This is a genomic window from Enterococcus sp. DIV1314a (genome assembly GCF_051713805.1).
GTDB lineage: Bacteria > Bacillota > Bacilli > Lactobacillales > Enterococcaceae > Enterococcus_I > Enterococcus_I aquimarinus.
Genome location: NZ_JBIOQP010000001.1, coordinates 574,175 through 595,258 on the forward strand (window position 1 = coordinate 574,175; position 21,084 = coordinate 595,258).

General features: G+C 38.8%; 18 protein-coding genes, 1 tRNA gene and 1 pseudogene. 5 read left to right on the forward strand and 15 right to left on the reverse strand.

Going from position 1 to position 21,084, the window contains the following annotated elements; genetic code table 11:
- The first annotated feature begins 22 nt into the window (after positions 1 to 22).
- Together IGI68_RS02725 and IGI68_RS02730 are read left to right on the forward strand one after the other, a co-directional pair.
- Positions 23 to 1,327: a ClC family H(+)/Cl(-) exchange transporter gene (locus tag IGI68_RS02725; RefSeq protein ID WP_438730279.1), complete on the forward strand. Its 1,305-nt coding sequence runs from the start codon at positions 23 to 25 to the stop codon at positions 1,325 to 1,327.
- Positions 1,314 to 3,209, forward strand: a complete 1,896-nt coding sequence (locus IGI68_RS02730) for a sensor domain-containing diguanylate cyclase (RefSeq protein WP_438730282.1) — start codon at positions 1,314 to 1,316, stop codon at positions 3,207 to 3,209. Before IGI68_RS02725 ends, IGI68_RS02730 begins: the two co-directional genes overlap by 14 nt.
- A 736-nt stretch (positions 3,210 to 3,945) precedes the next feature.
- On the opposite strand, the pseudogene IGI68_RS02735 reads toward IGI68_RS02730, so the two are convergent.
- The 7 genes and pseudogenes from IGI68_RS02735 to IGI68_RS02765 all read right to left on the reverse strand — a co-directional run bounded on the left by IGI68_RS02735 (position 3,946) and on the right by IGI68_RS02765 (position 11,202).
- A pseudogene (locus IGI68_RS02735) lies at positions 3,946 to 4,964 on the reverse strand (nucleoside hydrolase).
- A 312-nt stretch (positions 4,965 to 5,276) separates the two neighbouring features.
- Positions 5,277 to 5,349, reverse strand: a tRNA-Thr gene (locus IGI68_RS02740).
- Positions 5,350 to 5,427: 78 nt separating this feature from the next.
- Positions 5,428 to 6,747, reverse strand: a complete 1,320-nt coding sequence (locus tag IGI68_RS02745) for a DUF2254 domain-containing protein (RefSeq protein ID WP_373788208.1) — start codon at positions 6,745 to 6,747, stop codon at positions 5,428 to 5,430.
- 71 nt (positions 6,748 to 6,818) lie between these two features.
- The gene (locus IGI68_RS02750; RefSeq protein WP_373821092.1) at positions 6,819 to 7,265 is read right to left on the reverse strand and encodes a DUF4385 domain-containing protein; all 447 of its coding nucleotides are present in this window, start codon (positions 7,263 to 7,265) and stop codon (positions 6,819 to 6,821) included.
- A gap of 605 nt (positions 7,266 to 7,870) precedes the next feature.
- Positions 7,871 to 9,382 carry an ABC transporter permease gene (locus IGI68_RS02755; RefSeq protein WP_438730287.1) on the reverse strand — a complete coding sequence of 504 codons (1,512 nt, stop codon included), beginning with the start codon at positions 9,380 to 9,382 and terminating at the stop codon, positions 7,871 to 7,873.
- A gap of 1 nt (position 9,383) precedes the next feature.
- Complete coding sequence (locus IGI68_RS02760) at positions 9,384 to 10,277, reverse strand: ABC transporter ATP-binding protein (protein ID WP_438730290.1); 894 nt, start codon at positions 10,275 to 10,277, stop codon at positions 9,384 to 9,386.
- Positions 10,264 to 11,202, reverse strand: coding sequence for an ABC transporter ATP-binding protein (locus IGI68_RS02765; RefSeq protein WP_438730293.1), 939 nt, complete (start codon positions 11,200 to 11,202; stop codon positions 10,264 to 10,266). The genes IGI68_RS02760 and IGI68_RS02765 overlap by 14 nt, the downstream gene beginning before the upstream one ends.
- Positions 11,203 to 11,386: 184 nt before the next feature.
- Between IGI68_RS02765 and IGI68_RS02770 the strand changes: the two genes are divergently transcribed.
- On the forward strand, positions 11,387 to 11,947 hold the full coding sequence (locus IGI68_RS02770; protein ID WP_438730296.1) for a TetR/AcrR family transcriptional regulator: 561 nt from the start codon (positions 11,387 to 11,389) through the stop codon (positions 11,945 to 11,947).
- A gap of 322 nt (positions 11,948 to 12,269) precedes the next feature.
- Here the strand turns inward: IGI68_RS02770 and rlmH are convergent, their stop codons facing one another.
- Positions 12,270 to 12,749 carry a 23S rRNA (pseudouridine(1915)-N(3))-methyltransferase RlmH gene (gene rlmH / locus IGI68_RS02775; RefSeq protein ID WP_071875783.1) on the reverse strand — a complete coding sequence of 160 codons (480 nt, stop codon included), beginning with the start codon at positions 12,747 to 12,749 and terminating at the stop codon, positions 12,270 to 12,272.
- A 352-nt stretch (positions 12,750 to 13,101) separates the two neighbouring features.
- Here rlmH and IGI68_RS02780 point away from each other — a divergent pair, with 352 nt between their 5' ends.
- Entirely contained in the window at positions 13,102 to 14,388 is a 1,287-nt protein-coding gene (locus tag IGI68_RS02780) for a S1C family serine protease (protein WP_438730299.1), read from the forward strand.
- A gap of 43 nt (positions 14,389 to 14,431) precedes the next feature.
- Here the strand turns inward: IGI68_RS02780 and ytpR are convergent, their stop codons facing one another.
- Genes ytpR through pepA form a run of 5 tightly spaced genes read right to left on the reverse strand, consistent with a single transcriptional unit; the run spans position 14,432 to position 17,446 of the window.
- A complete protein-coding gene (gene ytpR, locus IGI68_RS02785) occupies positions 14,432 to 15,043 on the reverse strand; it encodes a YtpR family tRNA-binding protein (RefSeq protein WP_438730302.1) in 612 nt (203 codons plus the stop codon).
- Between the two features lie 51 nt (positions 15,044 to 15,094).
- Entirely contained in the window at positions 15,095 to 15,502 is a 408-nt protein-coding gene (locus IGI68_RS02790) for a DUF4430 domain-containing protein (protein WP_438730305.1), read from the reverse strand.
- 51 nt (positions 15,503 to 15,553) lie between these two features.
- The gene (locus IGI68_RS02795; RefSeq protein ID WP_438730308.1) at positions 15,554 to 16,012 is read right to left on the reverse strand and encodes a universal stress protein; all 459 of its coding nucleotides are present in this window, start codon (positions 16,010 to 16,012) and stop codon (positions 15,554 to 15,556) included.
- Positions 16,013 to 16,041: 29 nt separating this feature from the next.
- Complete coding sequence (locus IGI68_RS02800; protein WP_071875788.1) at positions 16,042 to 16,353, reverse strand: thioredoxin family protein; 312 nt, start codon at positions 16,351 to 16,353, stop codon at positions 16,042 to 16,044.
- Positions 16,354 to 16,369: 16 nt separating this feature from the next.
- Positions 16,370 to 17,446 carry a glutamyl aminopeptidase gene (pepA, locus tag IGI68_RS02805; RefSeq protein ID WP_071875789.1) on the reverse strand — a complete coding sequence of 359 codons (1,077 nt, stop codon included), beginning with the start codon at positions 17,444 to 17,446 and terminating at the stop codon, positions 16,370 to 16,372.
- 151 nt (positions 17,447 to 17,597) lie between these two features.
- Here pepA and IGI68_RS02810 point away from each other — a divergent pair, with 151 nt between their 5' ends.
- Positions 17,598 to 17,942 carry a hypothetical protein gene (locus IGI68_RS02810; RefSeq protein WP_071875790.1) on the forward strand — a complete coding sequence of 115 codons (345 nt, stop codon included), beginning with the start codon at positions 17,598 to 17,600 and terminating at the stop codon, positions 17,940 to 17,942.
- 100 nt (positions 17,943 to 18,042) lie between these two features.
- Here the strand turns inward: IGI68_RS02810 and IGI68_RS02815 are convergent.
- A protein-coding gene (locus tag IGI68_RS02815) for an IS3 family transposase (protein ID WP_425429260.1) occupies positions 18,043 to 19,463 on the reverse strand; the annotation gives its coding sequence in 2 pieces (ribosomal slippage) (positions 18,043 to 18,986 and positions 18,986 to 19,463; 1,422 coding nt in all).
- Between the two features lie 92 nt (positions 19,464 to 19,555).
- Positions 19,556 to 20,965 carry a dipeptidase PepV gene (gene pepV, locus IGI68_RS02820; RefSeq protein ID WP_438730314.1) on the reverse strand — a complete coding sequence of 470 codons (1,410 nt, stop codon included), beginning with the start codon at positions 20,963 to 20,965 and terminating at the stop codon, positions 19,556 to 19,558.
- Positions 20,966 to 21,084 lie beyond the last annotated feature (119 nt).

A 21,084-nucleotide genomic window follows, 5' to 3' on the forward strand; every position in this document is an offset into this window, starting at 1 on the left:
TAGTTAAATGGAGGATGATGTCATGGAAGAGAAGCGTTTAGATTTTAAACTAGGCTTTGTTAGTCTGGTGACAGGACTTTTAGTTGGTGTTGTGGTGAGTGGCTTTCGGTTGGCTATTCCCTTTTTGATGGGGATGGTAGGAAAGTTATTGCAGTTTGGACAACAAAGTCTCCTTCACTCACTATTGTTTATTTTTATTTTCGCAACGATTGGTGTCGTTGTATCGTGGAACGTCAAAAAAGAACCGATGATTGGCGGTTCAGGTATTCCCCAAGTAGCTGGTAAATTAAGTAGGCAGTTAGACTTCTCCTGGTTCTCTGTCTTGATTCATAAGTTAATGGGTGGCATTCTAACGATTGGGAGCGGTCTGACTGTTGGCCGAGAAGGTCCATCGGTTCAGATTGGCGCAGCAATTGGACAAGGTATTGCCGAAAAAAGTCATTTAAATAGTCAGAACCAACGTTATTTGATTGTAGGCGCCGCTAGTGCGGGGATGGCTGCCGCATTTAACTCACCCATTTCAGGGATTATATTTGCATTAGAAGAACTTTTGAAACGAACCTCGCGGAGAGGGTTTTTAGCCAGTTCCTTAATTATCATTACGTCCACCCTCGTATCAATTATCTTATTAGATAACACCTTTACCCTTACTATTCCTATTTCATTAGAGTTACCAGTAAGAGACTATCCTTTTTTAATTATATTAGGAATGGTCATTGGTTTATCAGGCGTTCTATTTAATCGGGTTATCCTGTGGGGAAAGAGAGTGTATGCACGATGGCACGTCCCTGTTGTTATAAAATGCAGCTTCCCTTTTGTTGTCACAGCACTCTTTTTATTATGGGATCCTAGTCTATTAGGCTCAGGAGATCATTATATATTAATGCCATTCCATGAAAATATAGCTCTCGCTTCTCTACTATCTGTTTACTTGATTAAACTATTCTTATTAGTAGTGGCTTTTTCATCTGGTTTGCCGGGCGGTATATTCTTCCCCTTGTTAGCACTAGGCTCACTTGCCGGCAACATCGTGGGAACAAGTTTATCAATGGGTGGATTAATCGATCAGAACACCTTATTAGTTTTTACGGTCATCGCAATGGCTGCTCATTTTGCTGCAATCGTTCGTGCCCCACTGACCGGTATTTTTCTCATCCTTGAAATGACAGGGGGATCGATTCGTTATCTATTACCCCTTGCAATGGTCACCTTTGTTGCTTACCTTGTCGCTGAACTATTCCATTCCGAACCAATTTATGAATCATTGTTAGGGTTGATGTTGGCGAATGAAAAAGACGAGGGGAGAGATAAGTATGGAAAGAATTAAAAAATTCCTTTTATTATTGTTTCTGATGGTGTTTACTTGTTTGACAGTTGCTCCAACTGTTAATTTTGCAGCTCATGGTAATGAGATAACAGCAAAAAATGGGGTACTTGATTTACGTGATATAAATTTTGAAGAGCACAATTATATAGAGATGAGTGGGGAGTGGGGTTTATATTGGAACAAATTCCTCAAACCAGAAAAAGTACCGGATAATCCCTCAACTTTTGTTTCATTTCCTCATATGTGGATGGGTTCTGAAATGAACAATGAGACATTACCAGGTAAGGGACATGCCACATATACACTTAAAATAAAAGTAAATGAAGAGAGCTTATCAACTCATAAGGGCCTTTATGTACCGCTTATTTCGAATGCATCGAAACTATGGATCAATGGGAAATTAGTGAGTCAAATTGGTGAAATTGGTATGAGCTCAAAAGATGAACGTCCAACCTATAATCCACAAGTCATCACTCTTGATTTAGATAAGCCAGAATTTGATCTAGTTTTACAGGTTTCCAATTACTCTGCACGAAACGGTGGAATTTGGGGAGAGTTTTTATTCGGAAATGCAGAAGAATTAATAAGTATGGCTGAGAAACGAATGCTTAAAGAAATGTTTATTATTGGTGGTTTAACTATTTTCGGATTTTACCATTTTGTTATTTATATTCTACGTAGAACAGATCGAGCTGCTCTCTATTTTGGGATTCTTTGTTTACTAATTGCTCTTCGCTCGCTGATAGTCGGCGAGGTAGTTTTAACCGATCTACTCCCTAATTTCTCTTGGGAATGGCACAGAAAAATCGAATATTGGACGATTTCAATCGCGTTTCCAGTATTTTTATTGTTTCTTAATGCAATGTTTCTTAACTATATAAAAAAATCCATTTTACAAATGTTCTTTTTTATAAGTTTACTTTATTCTTTATTTGTCTTATTTACACCTACTAAAGTTTTTTCATATACGATTAACTTTTATCAACTGATCATGACAGCGATGATGTTGTATGTACTTTTTGAATTGACCAAAGCGTGGAAGCGAAATGTTCCAGGTGTAAAGGTTTTATTGATCTCAACCGTCATTTTTACTGGTACAGCCTTAAATGATGTCCTTTATTACAATGAATGGATTCATACAGGTGATTTTACAAGTGTTGGATTATATATCTTTATCTTTGCTCAGTCCATCGTTCTTGCTATTAAATATGCATCTACCTTTCAAAAAGTTGAAACCCTGTCTATTCGTTTAGGAGAACTAAATAACACCCTTGAGGAAAAAGTGCAAATAAGAACTTCTCAACTGGAGCGATCACAAAATGAACTAAAACAACTGAATCAGAAGCTCGAAATTCTTTCAAACATTGATACTCTAACAAATGTTCCGAATAGACGGTCACTCAACCAAAATTATGAAGAGGTTTGGGAGATGAACAAGGATTTATTGAAACCAATTACGGTATTTTTGATCGATATAGATTGTTTTAAGCTTTTTAATGATACATATGGTCATCAAAAAGGTGATGAGGTACTAAAATTAGTCGCTCAATCATTGAAAAATAGATTGGATATGGTTGGAGGATTCTTTGCAAGGTATGGCGGAGAAGAATTCTTTGCTTTATTAGATGGGAAATCCGTTGAAGAAGCCGTTGATATAGCTAAAGATATGAATGATGTCATTCATAAATTAAAAATCCAACATAAAACTTCAACGGTTACAGATACAGTAACAATTAGTATCGGAATTGCCCATTCTACTTCTGCAAATCTAGTAGAAAAAGAGCAACTAATCAGTAAGGCTGACGAAGCTCTTTATCATTCAAAACAAATTGGCAGTGATTCGATATCATTGTTTTATCAGAATGAAATTAAACATCTGTAAGTATCTCGATATTGTGGAGAAAATCTAACATAACAGACTAAATTATATTGGAATTCACAAATATATCCCACAATATCTCGCTTGAAAAAGCTTAGAGTTTATGGATCTGAGCTTTTCCAAATCTCTATCCTAATCTTTATATGGTATACTTTAACGGAATTAAGTGGAAATTAAACCTATTATGAACTTTACTGTTTGGATTAGATAAACTTATTGTTAAATTCATTTTGTGCATTTCAAAAAAATGAGGTTTTTATATATTAAGTTTAACCCACACTGAATATAGTTTTATCCGTCAAGCATAGCCGTAAGTAAATCTACTGTTAAATACAAGTAGGCTTTTTTGAATCTGATATATTTCTGAAAATCTAACCTAATATTAACTGAGCTTTACCGAAAAAACGTGCAAATAGTAAAATGGTCTCTTTAGCGCGTATGCCACCAACCCATTTTCTACATCCAGTCTCCAGCGTTCTTTTTGATTGCAATTATACCTATATGTGTTCAATTCTATAGGAGTATCAATTATTCCCAAGTAAAAATGTCATCTAATAACGCTAAATATTTTTTTGATTACGAAAAGGTCTTCCTCCTGCAGCTAAACCCTTGCTTACTAAATGGGTTTTCAACGCAAAGGTCAGCCACAATCACTTAACTTTTGCACAACCAGCCTGTCTCTTTACGAACATCGAGGAAAATAGATCTTCAGACAGAATCTTGCAGAAAGGAAGATGGTTTACCTGACACTACCAGAAGTATTTTGGACATATTTGATAACAGTCTCCTTGAACTCAGCTCTAAAACGTGCTAAATAAACTCCCATAATCATTTGTACATTCGCTTTTTGAGGAGCGCGAATCCGTGCATCCACATACGTCATCCCTCTCGTTTCGCAACTGTCATAACTGACATCAATTTTCAAATCCTCTGTTTCAAAAATCTCAGGATGAAGCAGGTGTACGAGAGGAACCACATCATTCGGGGTACAACTCATGCCAAAACCCAAACTATTATAAATAGACAGGGAGTTTTCATTGATCGCTAACATAAACTGACCTAGTCTCTTATCATATGACGCAATCTCCTCTAAATCTTCCTTGTAAAGTCTTGCTAATTCAGTTACATCTAAACCTGCTAGGACAATAGGAAGACCAGAGTTGATAACGACGTGCGCAGCATGTGGATCCACGTAGAAATTAAATTCACCTGTCGTTGTAATATTTCCGCCTTTGAGTCCGCCACCCATAATAATTATCTTTCAATTTTATCTGCCAGTTCTGGATAAGCTTTCAATAAAATAGCGACATTCGTTAGCGGTCCAACCGCTGCGATGATTACTTTCTCTGTTGTATTTCGTAAGATATCAACATATGATTCAAACGCGGTTTTTTCGGATAAAGGCGCAAAGCTGTCAAATTCGTATCCGCTCATCCCATTGGCTCCATGAATATCATCCGCAAAACTTGGCTCTACCACTAATGGCGTATTACTTCCCCGACAAATAGGAATATCATGGCGATTTAAAAAGGCCATTATCCCCTGGGTGTTGTTGGTTGTATGGTCGACATTTACGTTCCCCGCTACTGTATGAACGGCCAGAATTTCAATTTCTTCAGAAGCAACGGCATACATCAATGCCATTGCATCATCTGTCCCTGGGTCGCAATCAATAATAATTTTATGTGATATTTTGTCATTCTCCTCTAATTTCGCTTGTTTCATTCGTAAGTATAAGCACCAAAATATACTTGGCATGGATTTTCGTGCTTTTTAAATAGCCTATTCGCCTGTTAGTGCAAAGGTCAATAGAAATCCCTCAAACCTTTGCACAATCAGACTGTGCTTTCCGCTCACAACAGCTCAACGGTATGTACAAGACATGGTTCACACTTAAATCATGAGTGATTTAATCGTTATTTGTGATACGCGTGTTCCATTATAATGCGACACCTTCTTTTCCAGCAAGTTTACCGACGGATGTGTGACGGTTTGGTTTTGGGAAATATTAGCCAGAAAAAAAGTACATCTCAGGGGTTAAACCTTGATGTACCTTCTAAATTAATGTGATGCCGGCTATAGGGATCGAACCTACGGCCTCCGCGTTACGAATGCGATGCTCTACCAACTGAACTAAACCGGCATTTTTTGTGTTTTGAACTAAAGAGAATATTATAAACCTTTCAGCGAAAAATAACACAGCTAGTTTTCAGTTTCAAGCTCATTCCTCTAGCTCAGGATGGTTAATCCCTAGAATACGTTGTTGGCGTTCCTCGATATTTTGAATATCTAGTCTTTCCGTAAAATTGGGACTCGTTAGATTAAACAGATAATTACTGTAATCCTTAATATAGTTTAGCTTCTTCGGATGTGCAGAATAAGCAACTGTCAACAAAGAGTCAAACAGTGCCACCACTCCAGAAATATCTTGCTTCATATAGTGAATTAATTGCCAATAACTTTCATATAAGTCTTTTGGAAAATTATTGAAATCATAAATCACGTTACCTCCCGAAGAAAATGTCTCATCAGTGTCTTCGCCCATCACCACAAACCTTCCTGGTATACTGGCAAATTTTGAATCCAACAAAGCCTTGTAGTTTAAGATATAAATGGCGGTATTAGGATCATTTATGCCTGGCGAAACCGCCCTCAGAGCTACTTCAATCAATTTAGCTCGAGCAAAATTTGGATCGTACATAGAAGAAGGTTTTTCTTCATAAGTTAGGGTGCGGTTTATTGCCGCTTGGAGCTGTGATTCATCTTTAACTTTTCGGTTAGTGTATAAATCGACTAGCGGCTGATTTGCGGAAATAAACTCTCCTATTCTTAGATGTAGCACTATGGTGCCTTTGAATTCCTTGCTCAGTTCAACTAGTCGATTAAAATTAATATATTCAACATAACCACTCTCGTTAGCCTTTACTGTGAAGATGTGTAGCGTGTCTATTTGAGGAAGATGATCCAACAAAGGCATTTCTTGAAAGTATTCAATCGTTTCATCCGCAACTGACTCGGCCTCCTTGTACAATTTAGTCACAAGATGGTTCAATTGTACGGATATTGCCACATTATAAACGAACTTCGTAAAATAAAAAACGCAGGCAAGGGCGTACAATAAGGCAATGGAGGCCGAAACAACCAAATATTCATCTTCTGAATTGCGCATAAAAAACAAAGAGGAAAGACAATAAATAAAACCACCAATAAAAATCCCCAAAGTTTGCATAGATGTTTTCTGTAAGAGAAAATTCTCAACAGTCCGGGGACTGAAATTAGATGAGTAGAACGAAATGACCGATAACATCGTCCCAAACGTGAAGGTTGCCACTGAAAAAAGGGAACCCGCTAGCAGGCTCAAGATTGATTTGGCCAGATTGACGCTCGTTAGAAAAACAGTCGGGAAATAGTCCACCACATTTATCATTCTGGTGTCGAGCAAGATAACACCAATCGCTAAAATGAAAGAAAAGAGCACGCTCCCTCCTAGAATAAGCCAAATACGTTTATCTTCAAAAAATAAGCCAAATGCCTTGACCATGTTCTATAACCCCTCCCTTGATAGAATTATTTTCTCTATTATACCACTCATTCCTTAGGAATGACTTCTTTTCAGCCGTACTTTTTCTGATGTTCTTTCTTCAACTTTAAATACGCTTCATTTTCCCTCACAATTTTCCACTTTTCTTCAAAAATGGTAGCTGACTTTGCTTTTTCTTCGTCTATTATTCTTTCTTTTATGTCGCCATTTTCATCATATTTGCGACCACCTTTGTAATTGGCGTAACGTCTGGATCTAGTGTAGCCCATTTGAAGAAACTTCCGACTCATATCCATACCCACAAAATCACCGGCTGCCTGGTAATCCAAAAACATCTGGTAGATTTTGTCAGAAGACACTTTAGCAATTTCTGGAGTCTTAAAACGCCAATGTGGTAGTATCTCGCTTTTATAAGGTTCTACCAGAAGCACCCCTTGTTCTCCTCGGCCCACTCGATACAATTCAGGCTGGTCCCGGAAGTTTATCTGAGCGAAATCCAGTTCATAATCAAAGGCCATGTTCCCCCCCTCATGTCGATCCATTTCACTTTTTCTGTTTAGTTTTGTTACTAAACATGACGTTAATTTTGTGTTCCAGGCAACTATCTTGTCTGCTCCTAACCGGAAGACAAAAAAGCTAGATTCGTAAAGGTCTCGCTAACATTTGTCTGTAAATTGTTTTCAATTTTATCATAGGTGAATGATATTTTTTAGATTACATTCTGCATTCCTTCTGATTCAGGAGTATGCGTACAATTTTAGAATATCATTATTTTAAGACAATTATTTTGGTTTGATTTCAATATTGGGTGTTTCCAATGAATAGTTCATACCAATACAAAAATGATCTGTTACTCAAAACTTTACCGAAATTTGTATTTTTTATGACTACTGCTATAAATCGATGACTGGGATAACAATCATTAAATAGCCAAGAGGCTGGGACAAACGTCCCAGCCTCTCTCTGATATATACGAATGTTTGCTTCGCAGGCATGCTCCAAAAGGCAGCCCCGAACCACTTCACGAATAATGCTCTGAATACTCAAAATATCTCTGCATTCATTTAATCTCATACTTAATAACTTGATTTTATTTTCATAATTATGTACATGAGCAGTCTTTCTATAGTGGTAAATCTTTCTTGGTAAAAATGACATTAGAGGCTGCATACAAGACGAAGGTAATGCCTCCTAAAGCCACCAATCCCCAACCAAAATCTCCACCTGTTAGAATTGCTTCAGTATCAAATAGAGTCGTTATAGTCAGATACTCGAGATTTTCTGATGTATCCATCAATTGTTGTACCATGGTAATAATAAAGAATGTAAACGGAATGCCGCCACCAATAGCTAAAGCTAAACCTGTACGGTTGAATAGCGTGGATGCAAAAAAGGAAATCGAACTAAGAGCCAATATCAACAACAAAAGTCCGACACTTAACCAGATATACGCTTCAGCATCAAATTCCAACGCTTCATCGACCGCTTTGGCAGAACTGACCATGCCATTATTGGCCATTGTAATGATTTGTTGCTCGGTTAAATTCGTTGCTGCCATCGCCGCTTCTAGTGCCACTGGATCTTTGATCAAGGCAATCTTATCCGCAACTTGATCAGTCTCCATATTCAAAGCTTTCGCTGAAGACTCAATCACTAATTGCATTAAGATATCGGCATTATCTTCGGATACCATGACAGTCGGTTGTGTAGCCGGTTGTGCAGTCGCTTCTGTACCCTCTTCATTTGGTGTTTTTTCCTCTTTAACGGAGACTTCAGTTTCCTGTTCAAGTGAAACTATTTCATTATTGATAAATTGTTGGTATTCATTCACTGACAAGCCTGTTACTTTTGCGCCAGTAACAAGGGCATCGTTACTTAACAGAAGCATGGTGGGGTCGGCGGCCAATTCCTCCGCAGTGATTTCAATATCTTCGTCTTCCATGTCTTCATCATCTTTGTAGATATCCCAGCGTTCATCGGTGATGACTGCTGCGGCTTCCTCATAGGAGCGGTCATTGATGACACTCTCAAGATAGATCGTATAGGCTTCGGTATCCATATTTCTGACTGCAGCTGCTTCCCGCATGGCATGATCGTTTTCCAAAATTAGATACATACGCTCGGATATATAGCCCTCATCTTGATTCAATGCCTCAGCGGCTGCCCGCACATCATCGGTAATGGTATAGCCGGTGACGTTTTGATACTTAAGTTGGGCTGCAACCAGACCGGTGGATCCAATGATTCCATACATCAAAACAATGGAAAGGACCAAAAAGATCGATTTAGTAAAAATAACACTGGACCGTTTAATCGGAGTGGATAAGGTATAGGCCATTGAGCCAGAATCCACTTCATTAACCACCAGGTTGTTTGCGGTGAACACGACGTAGACAATTCCCAGGATAACGGCAATCAGTTTATAGAAGTTTTCCAGACTTCCCAATAAGCTTGTCATCGTTGATAAGATATTAGAAAATCTTGTCCCTTCAGCAGCAGATGCGATTGCCGCAAAGCCTTCTGCATCAAAAGTTACCGTAAAGGCCGATAGGATCATCGCTGCAACGAAAGTAATAATAACCCAGAGCTTCCAATTGGCTTGAATACTTTGCTTAAAAATTGGTTTTGAGAACATCTTATTTTTCCCCCTTGAACACTTGTGTGACATAATCTTCGAATGTGACTTTAATTTCCTTGAAATACACTAAGTTAAAATTCTTTAAATCTTGGATCAAACGATTAATATCTTGATCATGAATCATGATGTTTAATTGCAGGTCGTCCACCTTAACCCGATGTAGGTCATAACCGAGACTGCGGAAGTGCTCGAAATCTTCAATCGATTTAAACTCCATTTTATAAGTTTTCATCTTGTTATAGCGGATGTCCTTGATATCAATCACATCAATGATCATCCCATCACGAATGATTGCGACGCGGTCACAGACCTCTTCCACTTCTTGGAAAATATGACTGGACATAAAAATGGTTTTCCCTTTGGCTTTTTCCTCTTTCAATAGCTCGATAAAGATATCCCGCATCAAAGGATCCAGTCCTGTCGTTGGCTCGTCCATTATCAAAATATCGGCATCAGAGGCAAAAGCTGAGACGATAGCGGTTTTCTGCTTCATTCCTTTGCTCATGGCTCGGACATTCGCTTTCGCGTCTAATTGGAGCTGGTCAATAACATTCTCTGCATATTCCCAATCACCTCGACCTGATAAATAAATCTGATTTTTGATAAAATCCTCTCCGGTCGAATTACCTGGAAAATTAATTTCACCAGGTATATACGATACATAGCGCTTTACCGCTGCACTACTTTTGTTCGCATCAAGCCCATTAATGGTGACCGTTCCTTCATCCGGTGTTAAAAAGCCCATCATGTGTCGGATCGTCGTGGTCTTGCCTGCACCGTTTACACCAACAAAGCCATATATCTCACCTTTTTCAACTTCTAATGACATATCGAAAATACCGCGTTTCTTTCCATAGTCCTTTGTCAGATGCTTAATTTCAATGTACGCCATGTTCTAGGTTCTCCTCTCCGGCTGCTATAGATTTCTTTCGATCATAGAAGTCCATAAAGTAATCTTCCAGTGTAAATTTAATTTCTGAGATAAAGCGAATGCTTACTTCACTTAGTTCGGTAAACAACTGTTGCATCGTCTCATCTGTCAGATTTAACTTAACTTGATTCTGATCGGGCCGTTCGACCGGAATTTTAAATTTCGTTCGGGCCAGGAATTGTTGGTAATCTTTTTTTGTCGCAAACTCTATTTTAAAAGTTTTGTTTGTATTATGTTTAAGTTTGGCTGCTTCAATAGTTGAAACAACCACTCCATCCTTGATGATGGCAATCCGGTCACACGTTGCGTCCACTTCACTGAAGATGTGGCTAGAGAGCAGAATGGTCTTTCCTTCTTTTTTTTCTTCCAAAATAAATTGGATGAAACGTTCTTGCATGACCGGGTCCAATCCTGAGGTTGGCTCATCCAGAATTAATACCTTGGGATTATGCATGAAGGCTGTCACCAATGCCAGCTTTCGTTTAGAGCCAAGACTCATTGCTGCAATTTCCATTGCTGAATCCAATTCAAACATTTCCTTCAGATAATCTGTTCGGGACATATCGCTGATTTGTCTTTCTTCAGCCATGAATTGGATAAAGCCCTCTCCGGTCATCCCCTTCGGAAAGGCCAACTCTCCAGGTAAGTACCCAACATCATGTTTAATGATAGCTGCTGATTTCCAACAGTCTTTACCATTGATATATAGTTCCCCTTCTTGAGGTTTGGAAAATCCCATCAAGTGGCGGATAGTAGTGGTCTTCCCGGCACCGTTAGGCCCAAGAAAGCCAAAGACTTCTCCTTCTGCTATCTCAAAGGAAACATCGAATATTCCCCGTCCATGCCCATAATCTTTGGTTACGTGTCTTACTTCGATAACTGACATAGTGTCACTGCCTTTCTTTTAATTTACTTATGTAAGATAAAATACATTCGTTTCTTTATTTACATTTGTTACAATTTCTATTATACTAATATCGAAAAGCAGAACAAGATACATATAATTGGCATTTGATACTTAACTTACATTTTTTTGATAATTGACAGTTTTCCTTAAGGAGGAAACCCAGATGGAGCAATTAGATTTAAGGGTTCAAAAGACGTATAAAGCCCTAGTTGAAGCATTTGAACGCTTATTACTAGAAAAGGAATTTGAAAGTATATCCGTAACCGAAATATGTGATGCTGCCATGATTCGTCGCCCCACTTTCTACAAGCATTTCTTGGATAAATATGATTTCATAACTTTTTTCATTAAACACAAGATGAATAAAATATTTGATTTTGCCATTCAAAAGTCAAACGATGAAGGTGTTGATTTTTTCATTGTTGTTTTCGAGCAGCTTTTGGATCAATTTGATAATCTCTTACACCTCATTTTCAGTATTCAAACGAATGGGAACAGCATCTTTGAACTTGAAAGTGTACGGGAATACGGAAAGAGTATGTTAAACAATTACGTAAAAAAAGAGGACACTGACAAGGAACTGCCTCTGCAACTAAGTTATAAAGGACAGATTATTATGGGCATCACGATTCAATCTGTTTTTTGGTATAAGGAAAAGAAAAATCAAATTAGTCGTAAAGAAGTTATTGAACTCTATACGCAAACTTTGGATAGACTTCGTTGACAGCGTTAACAATTTTGCGTAAATGGCTTGTTCCCACTGCAGATTATTCCTCATTTTGTAACTATTCTAAAAGACTATGACAGACCCGTAAGGAATAGCAAATTTCTTAAGTTACGAACGCGATAAGCTTAAAAAACTAAGATGCTAACCCTTTCTTACAGGATTAGCGTCTTAGTTCCGTAGGTTAATTGGAAGGTAAAAAAAAGCGGAAAGCCCGTCATCATAGGCTTTCCGCTTTATCGATTCTATTCTCTTTTTCCAGGTATTTCTGTAGCTCACTCAAAAATGCCGTCATACCGCCATTCTCCTCAAAAAAATGACCTCATTTATGATACGGTTCACCTCGGTTAATCCGGAAGCTGCGATAAATTTGTTCGACTAAGATGAGACGCATTAATTGATGGGGATACGTCATCTTGCCAAACGAAATTTGGGATTGACTGCGCTGTAAGACGCGATCACTCAGACCTAAGGACCCACCGATCACAAAGACCAATTGGCTCTTTCCTTGAATGCCTAACTGGTTGATTTGTTGTGCTAATTGTTCACTACTTGGATTTATCCCGTCAATCGCTAAGGCAAAAACATACTCTTGTTCTTTGATTTTGGCTAAAATGCGATCGGCTTCTTTGTCTTTAATTTGGATCATTTCTGCCGGACTGAGATTTTCTGGCGCTTTTTCATCGGCCACTTCAATCAATTCGATTTTAGCGTACGCTCCTAGCCGTTTCACGTACTCATTGATGCCTTGAACTAAGTATTTTTCTTTTAGTTTTCCAACGCTAATAATTTTTATATTCATTTTATCCATCCTCTCATTTAAGAAATTCTTAAGTTCTCAACAAAGTTATGCACACTATGCACAGGGTTATCCACAGATTTCGAAGAAAAAATCCTTGTTTTCATCGTGTTTTTGATAAGAACATGTGTTTCATCTTTATTTATACCCATTATCCACAAGCTTGTGTGTAACTCTTTTTCCCTTTTTACACATCGTTTTCCACTCGTTTTCCACATTCAAAATAAGATTTTTTTTCACGAAATCACAATTATTTTTGCTTCTTTTTTTCATACTTAATTCAAACTCTCTTAGTAGACTAATACTCGAAAGTAATATTATACTATACATAAGAGATCAACAAGGAGGAATTTATATGTCAAGAAAAGACGTAACACCGTATAAAAAAAATAGTAGCTTTAAATCTTTTGTCATTAGTTTAACTGGCGGTCTTTTAGGCGGCATGTTAATGTTAGGTGGTTTTTATACATTTGGTTCACCTTCTGATACGAATCCTAATTCAAATACAACGACAACCAGCAGTAACCTTGGCGGCGCAGAAATTAGCAACATCAAAGTCAATGCAACGAGTGACATTACGAGTGCTGTCGAAAAAGTACAGGGTGCTGTGGTTTCTGTCATTAATTTACAAAGCGAGCAATCACTTGATAACGGCTTAGGCGGTTTCTTTGGTGGCAGCGAGAGTACAACTGGTCAAGATCAAACGTTAGTCCCAGCTTCTGAAGGAAGTGGTGTCATCTATAAAAAAGAGGGAAACTCAGCTTACGTTGTCACAAACAATCATGTGGTAGAAGGCCAAAAAGGATTACAAGTATTACTAAAAGACGGCTCTACTGTTGAAGCTGAACTCATTGGAACAGATGTCTTCACTGACTTAGCTGTCTTAAAAATTTCAGCCGAAAACATTGATACTGTCGCAACCTTTGGCGATTCTGACTCTTTAAAAGTCGGTGAACCGGCTATCGCGATTGGTTCTCCATTAGGTTCTGAATATGCGAACTCTGTGACGCAAGGGATTATTTCTTCCTTGAATCGTCCAGTCCAAAGTACGAATGAAGCCGGCGATCTGATTAGTATTAACGCGATTCAAACAGATGCTGCGATTAATCCAGGTAACTCTGGAGGCGCATTAGTTAATATCGCTGGACAAGTCATCGGGATTAACTCAAGTAAGATTGCGAGTTCTGCCGGTTCCGGTGTCAGCGTTGAAGGAATGGGCTTTGCCATCCCTAGTAATGACGTGGTGACAATCATCAAACAATTAGAAGCACAAGGGGAAGTCATTCGTCCTGCACTTGGTGTGACCATGATTGACCTAAGCAGCATTTCTGTCCAACAACAACGAGAAATTCTAAACTTACCTGAATCCGTGACAAGTGGTGTTGTGATTCGGAGTGTTGCAGGGGCAACCCCAGCAGAAAAAGCTGGATTGCAACAATACGACGTCGTGACTAAAATTGACGGCGAAGAAATTTCAAGTAGTCAAGATTTACGCGCCCTTCTTTATCAGAAAAAAGTAGGCGATTCAATGGAAATCACCTTCTATCGTGGCGATAGTGAACAAACCGTCACTGTGGAGTTAACCGTCGACCAATCCATTCTTCAACAAGAAGAGCAACAACAATTAGAACCAAATCAATAATCATGATTACGAAAAAACGTCTACTAAAAAGTAGACGTTTTTCTTATTTTCCAGGGGTAAAGGCTTCTCCAACGACCGCTTCTGGTCCTAATTCTAAAATACCACGTTGCATTGCCGCATTTGGTAATTGAAGTTCTTTTGCGGAACAAACCATTCCAAAACTAGCGACTCCACGAAGCTCACCAGGCCAAATTAATAAGCCATCAGGCATCATCGCACCAGGTTTTGCTACCACGACTTTCAACCCTTTACGAATATTAGCTGCACCACACACAATTTGTAATACTTCTGCGTTGTCGACTTCAATTTCTGTCACCGATAAATGGTCGCTATCTTCATGTGGGACACACGTTTTAACGAGTCCGACAACAAATTTTGGTGAATGATCTGGCACTAAAACATCGCTAAAGCCTGCTTTTTTGATTAAGTCGTTTAAATGCGCTAGTTGTTCATCATTGATTTGGACTTGACCAGTTCCTTCGATGGTAAATTCCTTTGAGATCTCAAAGAAATTCCAACCAATCACACGACCATCCTCTGTCGTTAAACGAGCCACGTTCTCACGTCGTTCGACTTGTTGTTCCATATTTTGATCATCTTGTGTCACGACCATTAACGTATCGCTCACATATTTTGGGTTGTATGCAAAAATCACACGAGTTCCTCCTCTAATTTTATCCTTGCTTATTGTAACAGAAATGCAAGCTTATTTCATCTCTTCTAATTTAAAGAGGATTTCATCTCCAGCCTGTAATGCTAATTCTTTTGCTCCTTTTAAGGCCATCTCACCATTGATATCATAAAGCCAATATTTATTAGCGGCTTCATCTTGCGTCATCCCATCAATACTTGTAATAAAACCATCTTGATGAACGATTTCAAAATGTTCATCCATCACATCAAAGACTACCGCACCTGGTTCAAACGATACCACTTCTTTTGTGATTTCTTTGCCATCTTCTTGCAAGATAATCGTCGCGGTTTGCTCAACGGGTGCGACGCTTTCTTGTGTGGTGGTAGTGGTCACGGTTGCTTCGTTCGCTTGGGTTGTACAGCCACTGACCAAGAACATTCCGAGAACGAGTCCACTTAATAATAATTGTTTTTTCTTCATAACGATTTCCTTCTTCCCAACAAAAGAGCCGAAAATTTCGGCTCTTTTTGTCTATTGCTTTTCTTCTGGTATTGCAATTACTAATACATCACAGGGCGCTTTTAAAATGACATAACTGGCAACACTACCGACCATCATCTTTTCGACGGCGTTTAAACCAGATTGTCCAACCATCAGAAGATCAATCTGATGGTTCCGCGGTAATTCCGTCGCTAAAATACTTTTCGCTTGACCAAAGACCATCACTTTTTCAATCGCGGTAAACTGAACCGACTCCCCGTAAGCCACACACTCTTCTAGTAAGAGATTCGCACGCTCGCTTTCTGCTTCGACAAAGTCATCACTAAAGGAAGAAGTGCCAACCATTAGGGGAATTTGTGGTTCAATAATGGTCGCAACAATGACCGTTCCTTGATTTCTTCGCGCAACTTCTACTGCTTTTTTGAACGCTTCCGTGGCATGCTCGGACCCATCAACACCGACTAAAATCTTCTTGTAGGTTTGTTCCATTGTCTTCACGCTCCTGATTGATTCATTTTTTATAATTGACGGATAAAGGCCGCAATTTCTTCTTTTGTTTTACGATTTTTATTGACGAGACGGCCAACCTCTTCCCCATCTTTAATCACGATAAAACTTGGAATACCAAAGATTCCCCATTGGGCGCAAAGATCAATATAATCATCACGATCCACATGAATCCACTGATATTCTGGAAATTCCGCTTCTAATTCTGGCATGACAGGATAAATGAAACGGCAATCGCCGCACCACTCAGCCGTGAAGAAAAAGATATTGTTCCCTTTTTCTACATAAGTCGCCAGTTCTTCTAAACTTTTTGGCGTAATCATCGAATCCCTCTCTTCTTTATTTCCCCGCGATTATGGTATCGACGGTTGATTGATCTAATCCTTTCAAAATTTGAATAAGCATTTCTTTGGCTGCTTCAAAATCTTGAATACTAAACATTGTTTGATGCGTATGAATATAACGTCCCGCTACGCCAATCACGGTACTTGGAATGCCTTCATTGGCTGTATGAGCCGCGCCAGCATCCGTTCCACCTTTTGAAACAAAGTATTGGTAAGGAATCTTGTGCGTTTGAGCAGTATCAAGTAAGAACTCTTTCATCGCGGGTAACATAATCAAGCCTGGATCAAAAATGCGCAATAACGTTCCTTCCCCTAAATGACCAAATGTGCCATTTTTAGTGATCGTATCATCTGCCGGTGAACAATCCACTGCAAAAAATAAGTCTGGCTTAAATTTTCGCACAGAAGGTCCTGATCCACGTAAACCAACTTCTTCTTGCACGTTCGCGCCTGCGATTAACGTATGTTGTAATGCTTCGTCTTTTAACGCTTCTAAGGCCTCTAAGACTAATGTACAACCGTAACGGTTATCCCACGCTTTGCCGATAATATTCTTGCCATTGGCTGTTTTAATGGTTTCAACTTGTGGCACCACCGTATCTCCTGGACAAAGCCCAAATTCAATGGCTTCTTCTTTGGATTCAAAACCAGCGTCAAATAAAATATCCGCAACCTCGACATTCTTTTGTCCAGCAGCGCCTCTCAAAAGATGCGGCGGAACAGAAGAAGAAATACAAGGATAGTTCCCTTTTGCGGTCTTAAGTGTATATCGTTGCGCCGAAACCACATACGGGTTCCAACCACCTAAAGGCGTTACTTTAAATAATCCACGATCCGTAATTTGAGTCACCATAAAACCGACTTCATCCATGTGCGCCGCTACCATAATGCGCGGAGCATCCGCATTTTCGTGTTCACGAATGCCAAAGATTCCGCCTAATCCATCTTGTTCCACGCGGTCGACTAGCGGTGTCATCGCATCACGCATATACGCACGAACTTCATGTTCAAAACCACTTGTCCCTTGAAGTTCCGTTAATTCTTTGATTCGTTGAAATGTTTTTTCATTCATTTTTGTCGTCTGATCGTTATCAAACGTTCGCCTCCTCTATCTTTCACTCTTTTCATTATAACGCAATTTTCAGCTTTTTTGGCATTTACTTATCGGTTTTTTTCGTGCTGTGGTAAAATGAAAGAACAAACGGAAGTGAGGAGAAATTACTATGTCAAATACACGTTATTTTTCACCATTAAAAACAGGTTTTATGATTGGAACTGGAATTGGTTTAGCTGCCGGCATTGCGAGTACGTTATGGGTAAAGCAACACACCACTAAAAGTCCAAACCAAATATTAGAAGAGATTAAACGCTCTTTCCTAGCAGAAGGTCCAATCGAAGGCTCATGGATCGAACATGAAGCGACTTTTATTGACCACATTGTCCGTGAAACAAAAGCCTATAGCGGCGGTATCGTGCGTTACGAAGATGATGAACTCGTTGTATACGAATTTTTAGCCGATGCTCACTCTGGAACGATTTTAAGTATTAGTCAACTCGAAGGAATTTAAAAAAAACTGCCTTTCACACTTTCAAGTGTAGTGACCCCTTTAAGTTAGACTTTTTAGGAGTGGAGAAATCCACTCCTTTTTTATACCTTTAAACTGATTGCTATGCAACACATAGAGCTGATTTTCGAAATTCAACAGGACTTTTCCAGTTTAACTTCTTTTTCATACGTTTATTATTGTAATAGTAAATATATTGATCAATTGCCTCCTTAAGCTCATTAAAACTACGATAAATCTCTCCATGAAAAATTTCTTGTTTCAAAAGACTAAAGAAATTTTCCATAGGTGAATTATCTAAACAATTTCCCTTTCGGGACATACTTTGAAAGATTTTGTGTTCGTTTAGCTTGTTGCGATAACTCTTCATTTGATAAGCCCATCCTTGATCTGAATGGAATGTTCGACGATAAGGGCAGTCTTTAGTGACTTCTATCGCTTCTTCTAGCCCTTCCATTATTGCGACTGCATTCGGTTTCTCCGAAATTCTGTAAGATAGAATTTCGCTATTGTATAAATCCAAAAACGGATCTAAATAAAGTTTCTTTTGTCGAACAACGCCTTTGGCATCTAATTCATAATATTTACATTCTGTCGTATCAGTAGTGATTTTTTGGTGACAAATACTTGTATAGAAGCGACGATGGATACGATTTTTGGCAACTGTACCAACCTTTCCACGATAAGAATTATATCGGCGTGACTTTCTAGTGTAGGATTTTACTTCGATTGCTAATTTTCTTATCAACCGTTGAACTTTCTTTTTATTAACAATAAAACCACGATTTTGCAGCTCTTTTTTCATTCTGAGGCAACCATAATCTTTGTGCTCTTTCCGGATTTCTAGCATTTCATCTTCAATTTCTTGGTCTGGATTTCTACGATTGAACCGTTTTTGCCAATACATATAAGTTGACTTAGGAAAGTTCAATGTTTCAAGAAGCTCAACTAATTTGAATGATCCTCGGAGGCTGTCGATGATACGTGCGATTGATTCTTGCGTCTTTGTTGAGCTTCCTGTTTTCGCAGCTTCCTCAATTCTTTTAAAAAGGCATTCTCGATTTGGAGTGAACGTACTTGTTTCTCTAATTCCTTGATACGTTCGGATTCTCTGGGCGTTATTTTAGATATTTTCTTTTCTATCTCGTTATTTTTCTTCGGCATGTTAGAAGGACGTCCTTTCGATTTTGAAAGCCCCTCAACACCATCCTCTCGAAACTTACGAACCCAAGAAGTAATCAGCGGAGGATTGTTAATACCAAGGGTATTAGCCACCTCACGATAGGACATTTCACTCATTTGATATAACTCTATCGCATCTAGTTTAAATTGAACAGAATATTTTTTGTTTTGACGCATTCTAGATAGCCCTTCCTTACCAAACTCTTCATATGCATTGACCCACTTTCTTATCTGTGACTTGCCTTTTACTCTATACTTTTTTGCCAGATAAGAGTATCCTCCCTCTCCATCAAGATATTTTTGAACCATTTTCAATTTAAATTCAAAACTGTATTTTGCCATAAAAATAGCGACCTCCAAAAGTTAGATTTTTGGTCTAACTTTTGGGGGTCGCTTCAAAGTGAAGGGCAGTCTTTTTTACGTTTAAGGAAATCTTACTTTGCTAAACGATAAATCGCGTCAGCGTAGATAACTGCTGCACGGAATAAATCATCAAGACTCATAAACTCATTGGCTTGATGCATGGTATCTGTAAAACCTGGGAACATTGCGCCAAAAGCGACACCGCGTTTTAATAAACGGCCATATGTTCCACCACCGATAATTTGTTCGTATCCTTTTTCGCCGGTATGCTCTTCGTAAACAGCTAATAACGTTGCAACTAGTGGATCTTCTACTGGCACATAGTGGGGACCTGAATGTTTTTCGTCCACTTTTAGGGTTGTCACATATTGACCAATTGAATCCGTGATTCCAGCAGCTAATTGTTCTTTCCCGGTTCCTTGCGGGTAACGGAAGTTAAAGTTGATATAGGCCCCTTCTTCTCCTGCTACAAATTCAAATAACCCCGCATTCATTGTCAGTTTGCCCATTTTTTCATCTTCATAAGCAACCCCTAATTTTTCGCCATAAACATCTAAGTGAATATGAGCAGCTACTGTCAGGTAATTTTTTGCACCGCCACCAAAATCAAATTCATTTAAGAAAGTAGCTAAATACGTTGCAGCATTGACGCCAGATTGTGGACTCGCACCATGGGCACTTTTTCCGATTAATTTAAATGAAACGACTGTATCATTTAGTTCCGCTGTACCAGAAACACCTGATTTTTCTAAATAAGCATGATAAGCTTCTTTTAAGGATTCTGCTTTTTCAACAGAAGGAGCCGTTACAACAGCTGTTACATCTTGGGGAACCATATTTGGTCTTAAGCCCGCTTTAAACGTTTTTAACTTGTAAGATCCACCATTCGTACTAGCAAATTGAGGTGCGACAGAGATATTACCTTTTTCGCCATTAATAATTGGGAATTCTGCATCCGGTGCAAAACCAAAGTCTGGCATTTCTTCATGTTCAAAATAATAATCCATGTCTTTCCAAGTGCTCTCTTCATCGGAACCCACGACAAAACGAATTTTTTTCGACACTGGTAAGCCAAGTTCTTTAATAATTTTTAGCCCGTAATAGGCAGCCATACTTGGTCCTTTATCATCTGAAGAACCTCGAGCATAAATTTTATTATCTTTAATCACTGGAACATAGGGATCAGTATCCCAACCATCACCTGCTGGCACAACATCCATGTGACCAAAAATCCCTAAAATCTCTTCGCCTTCACCGTATTCAATATGACCAGCATAATTGTCTACGTTTTTTACTACAAACCCATCGCGCTCGCCATAACTTAACATGTGTAATAAAGCATCACGAGGACCCGGACCAAATGGCGCATCTGCCGTTATTTTATCGTCTTCACGTTCGCTTTTCACTTTTAAAAGTTCTACTAAATCATCTAATAACGCTTCTTTGCGTTGATCGACTTCTTGTTGCCAATTCACTGTCATCTTTTTCCCTCCAAATGATCGTTTCTATTATTATCATACCACTTCTGTTTTCAAAAGTGGGTATTTTCCATCGAAAAAAATCGTAGGACAGTCACTTTTGCAAGCTTGTCCTACGATTA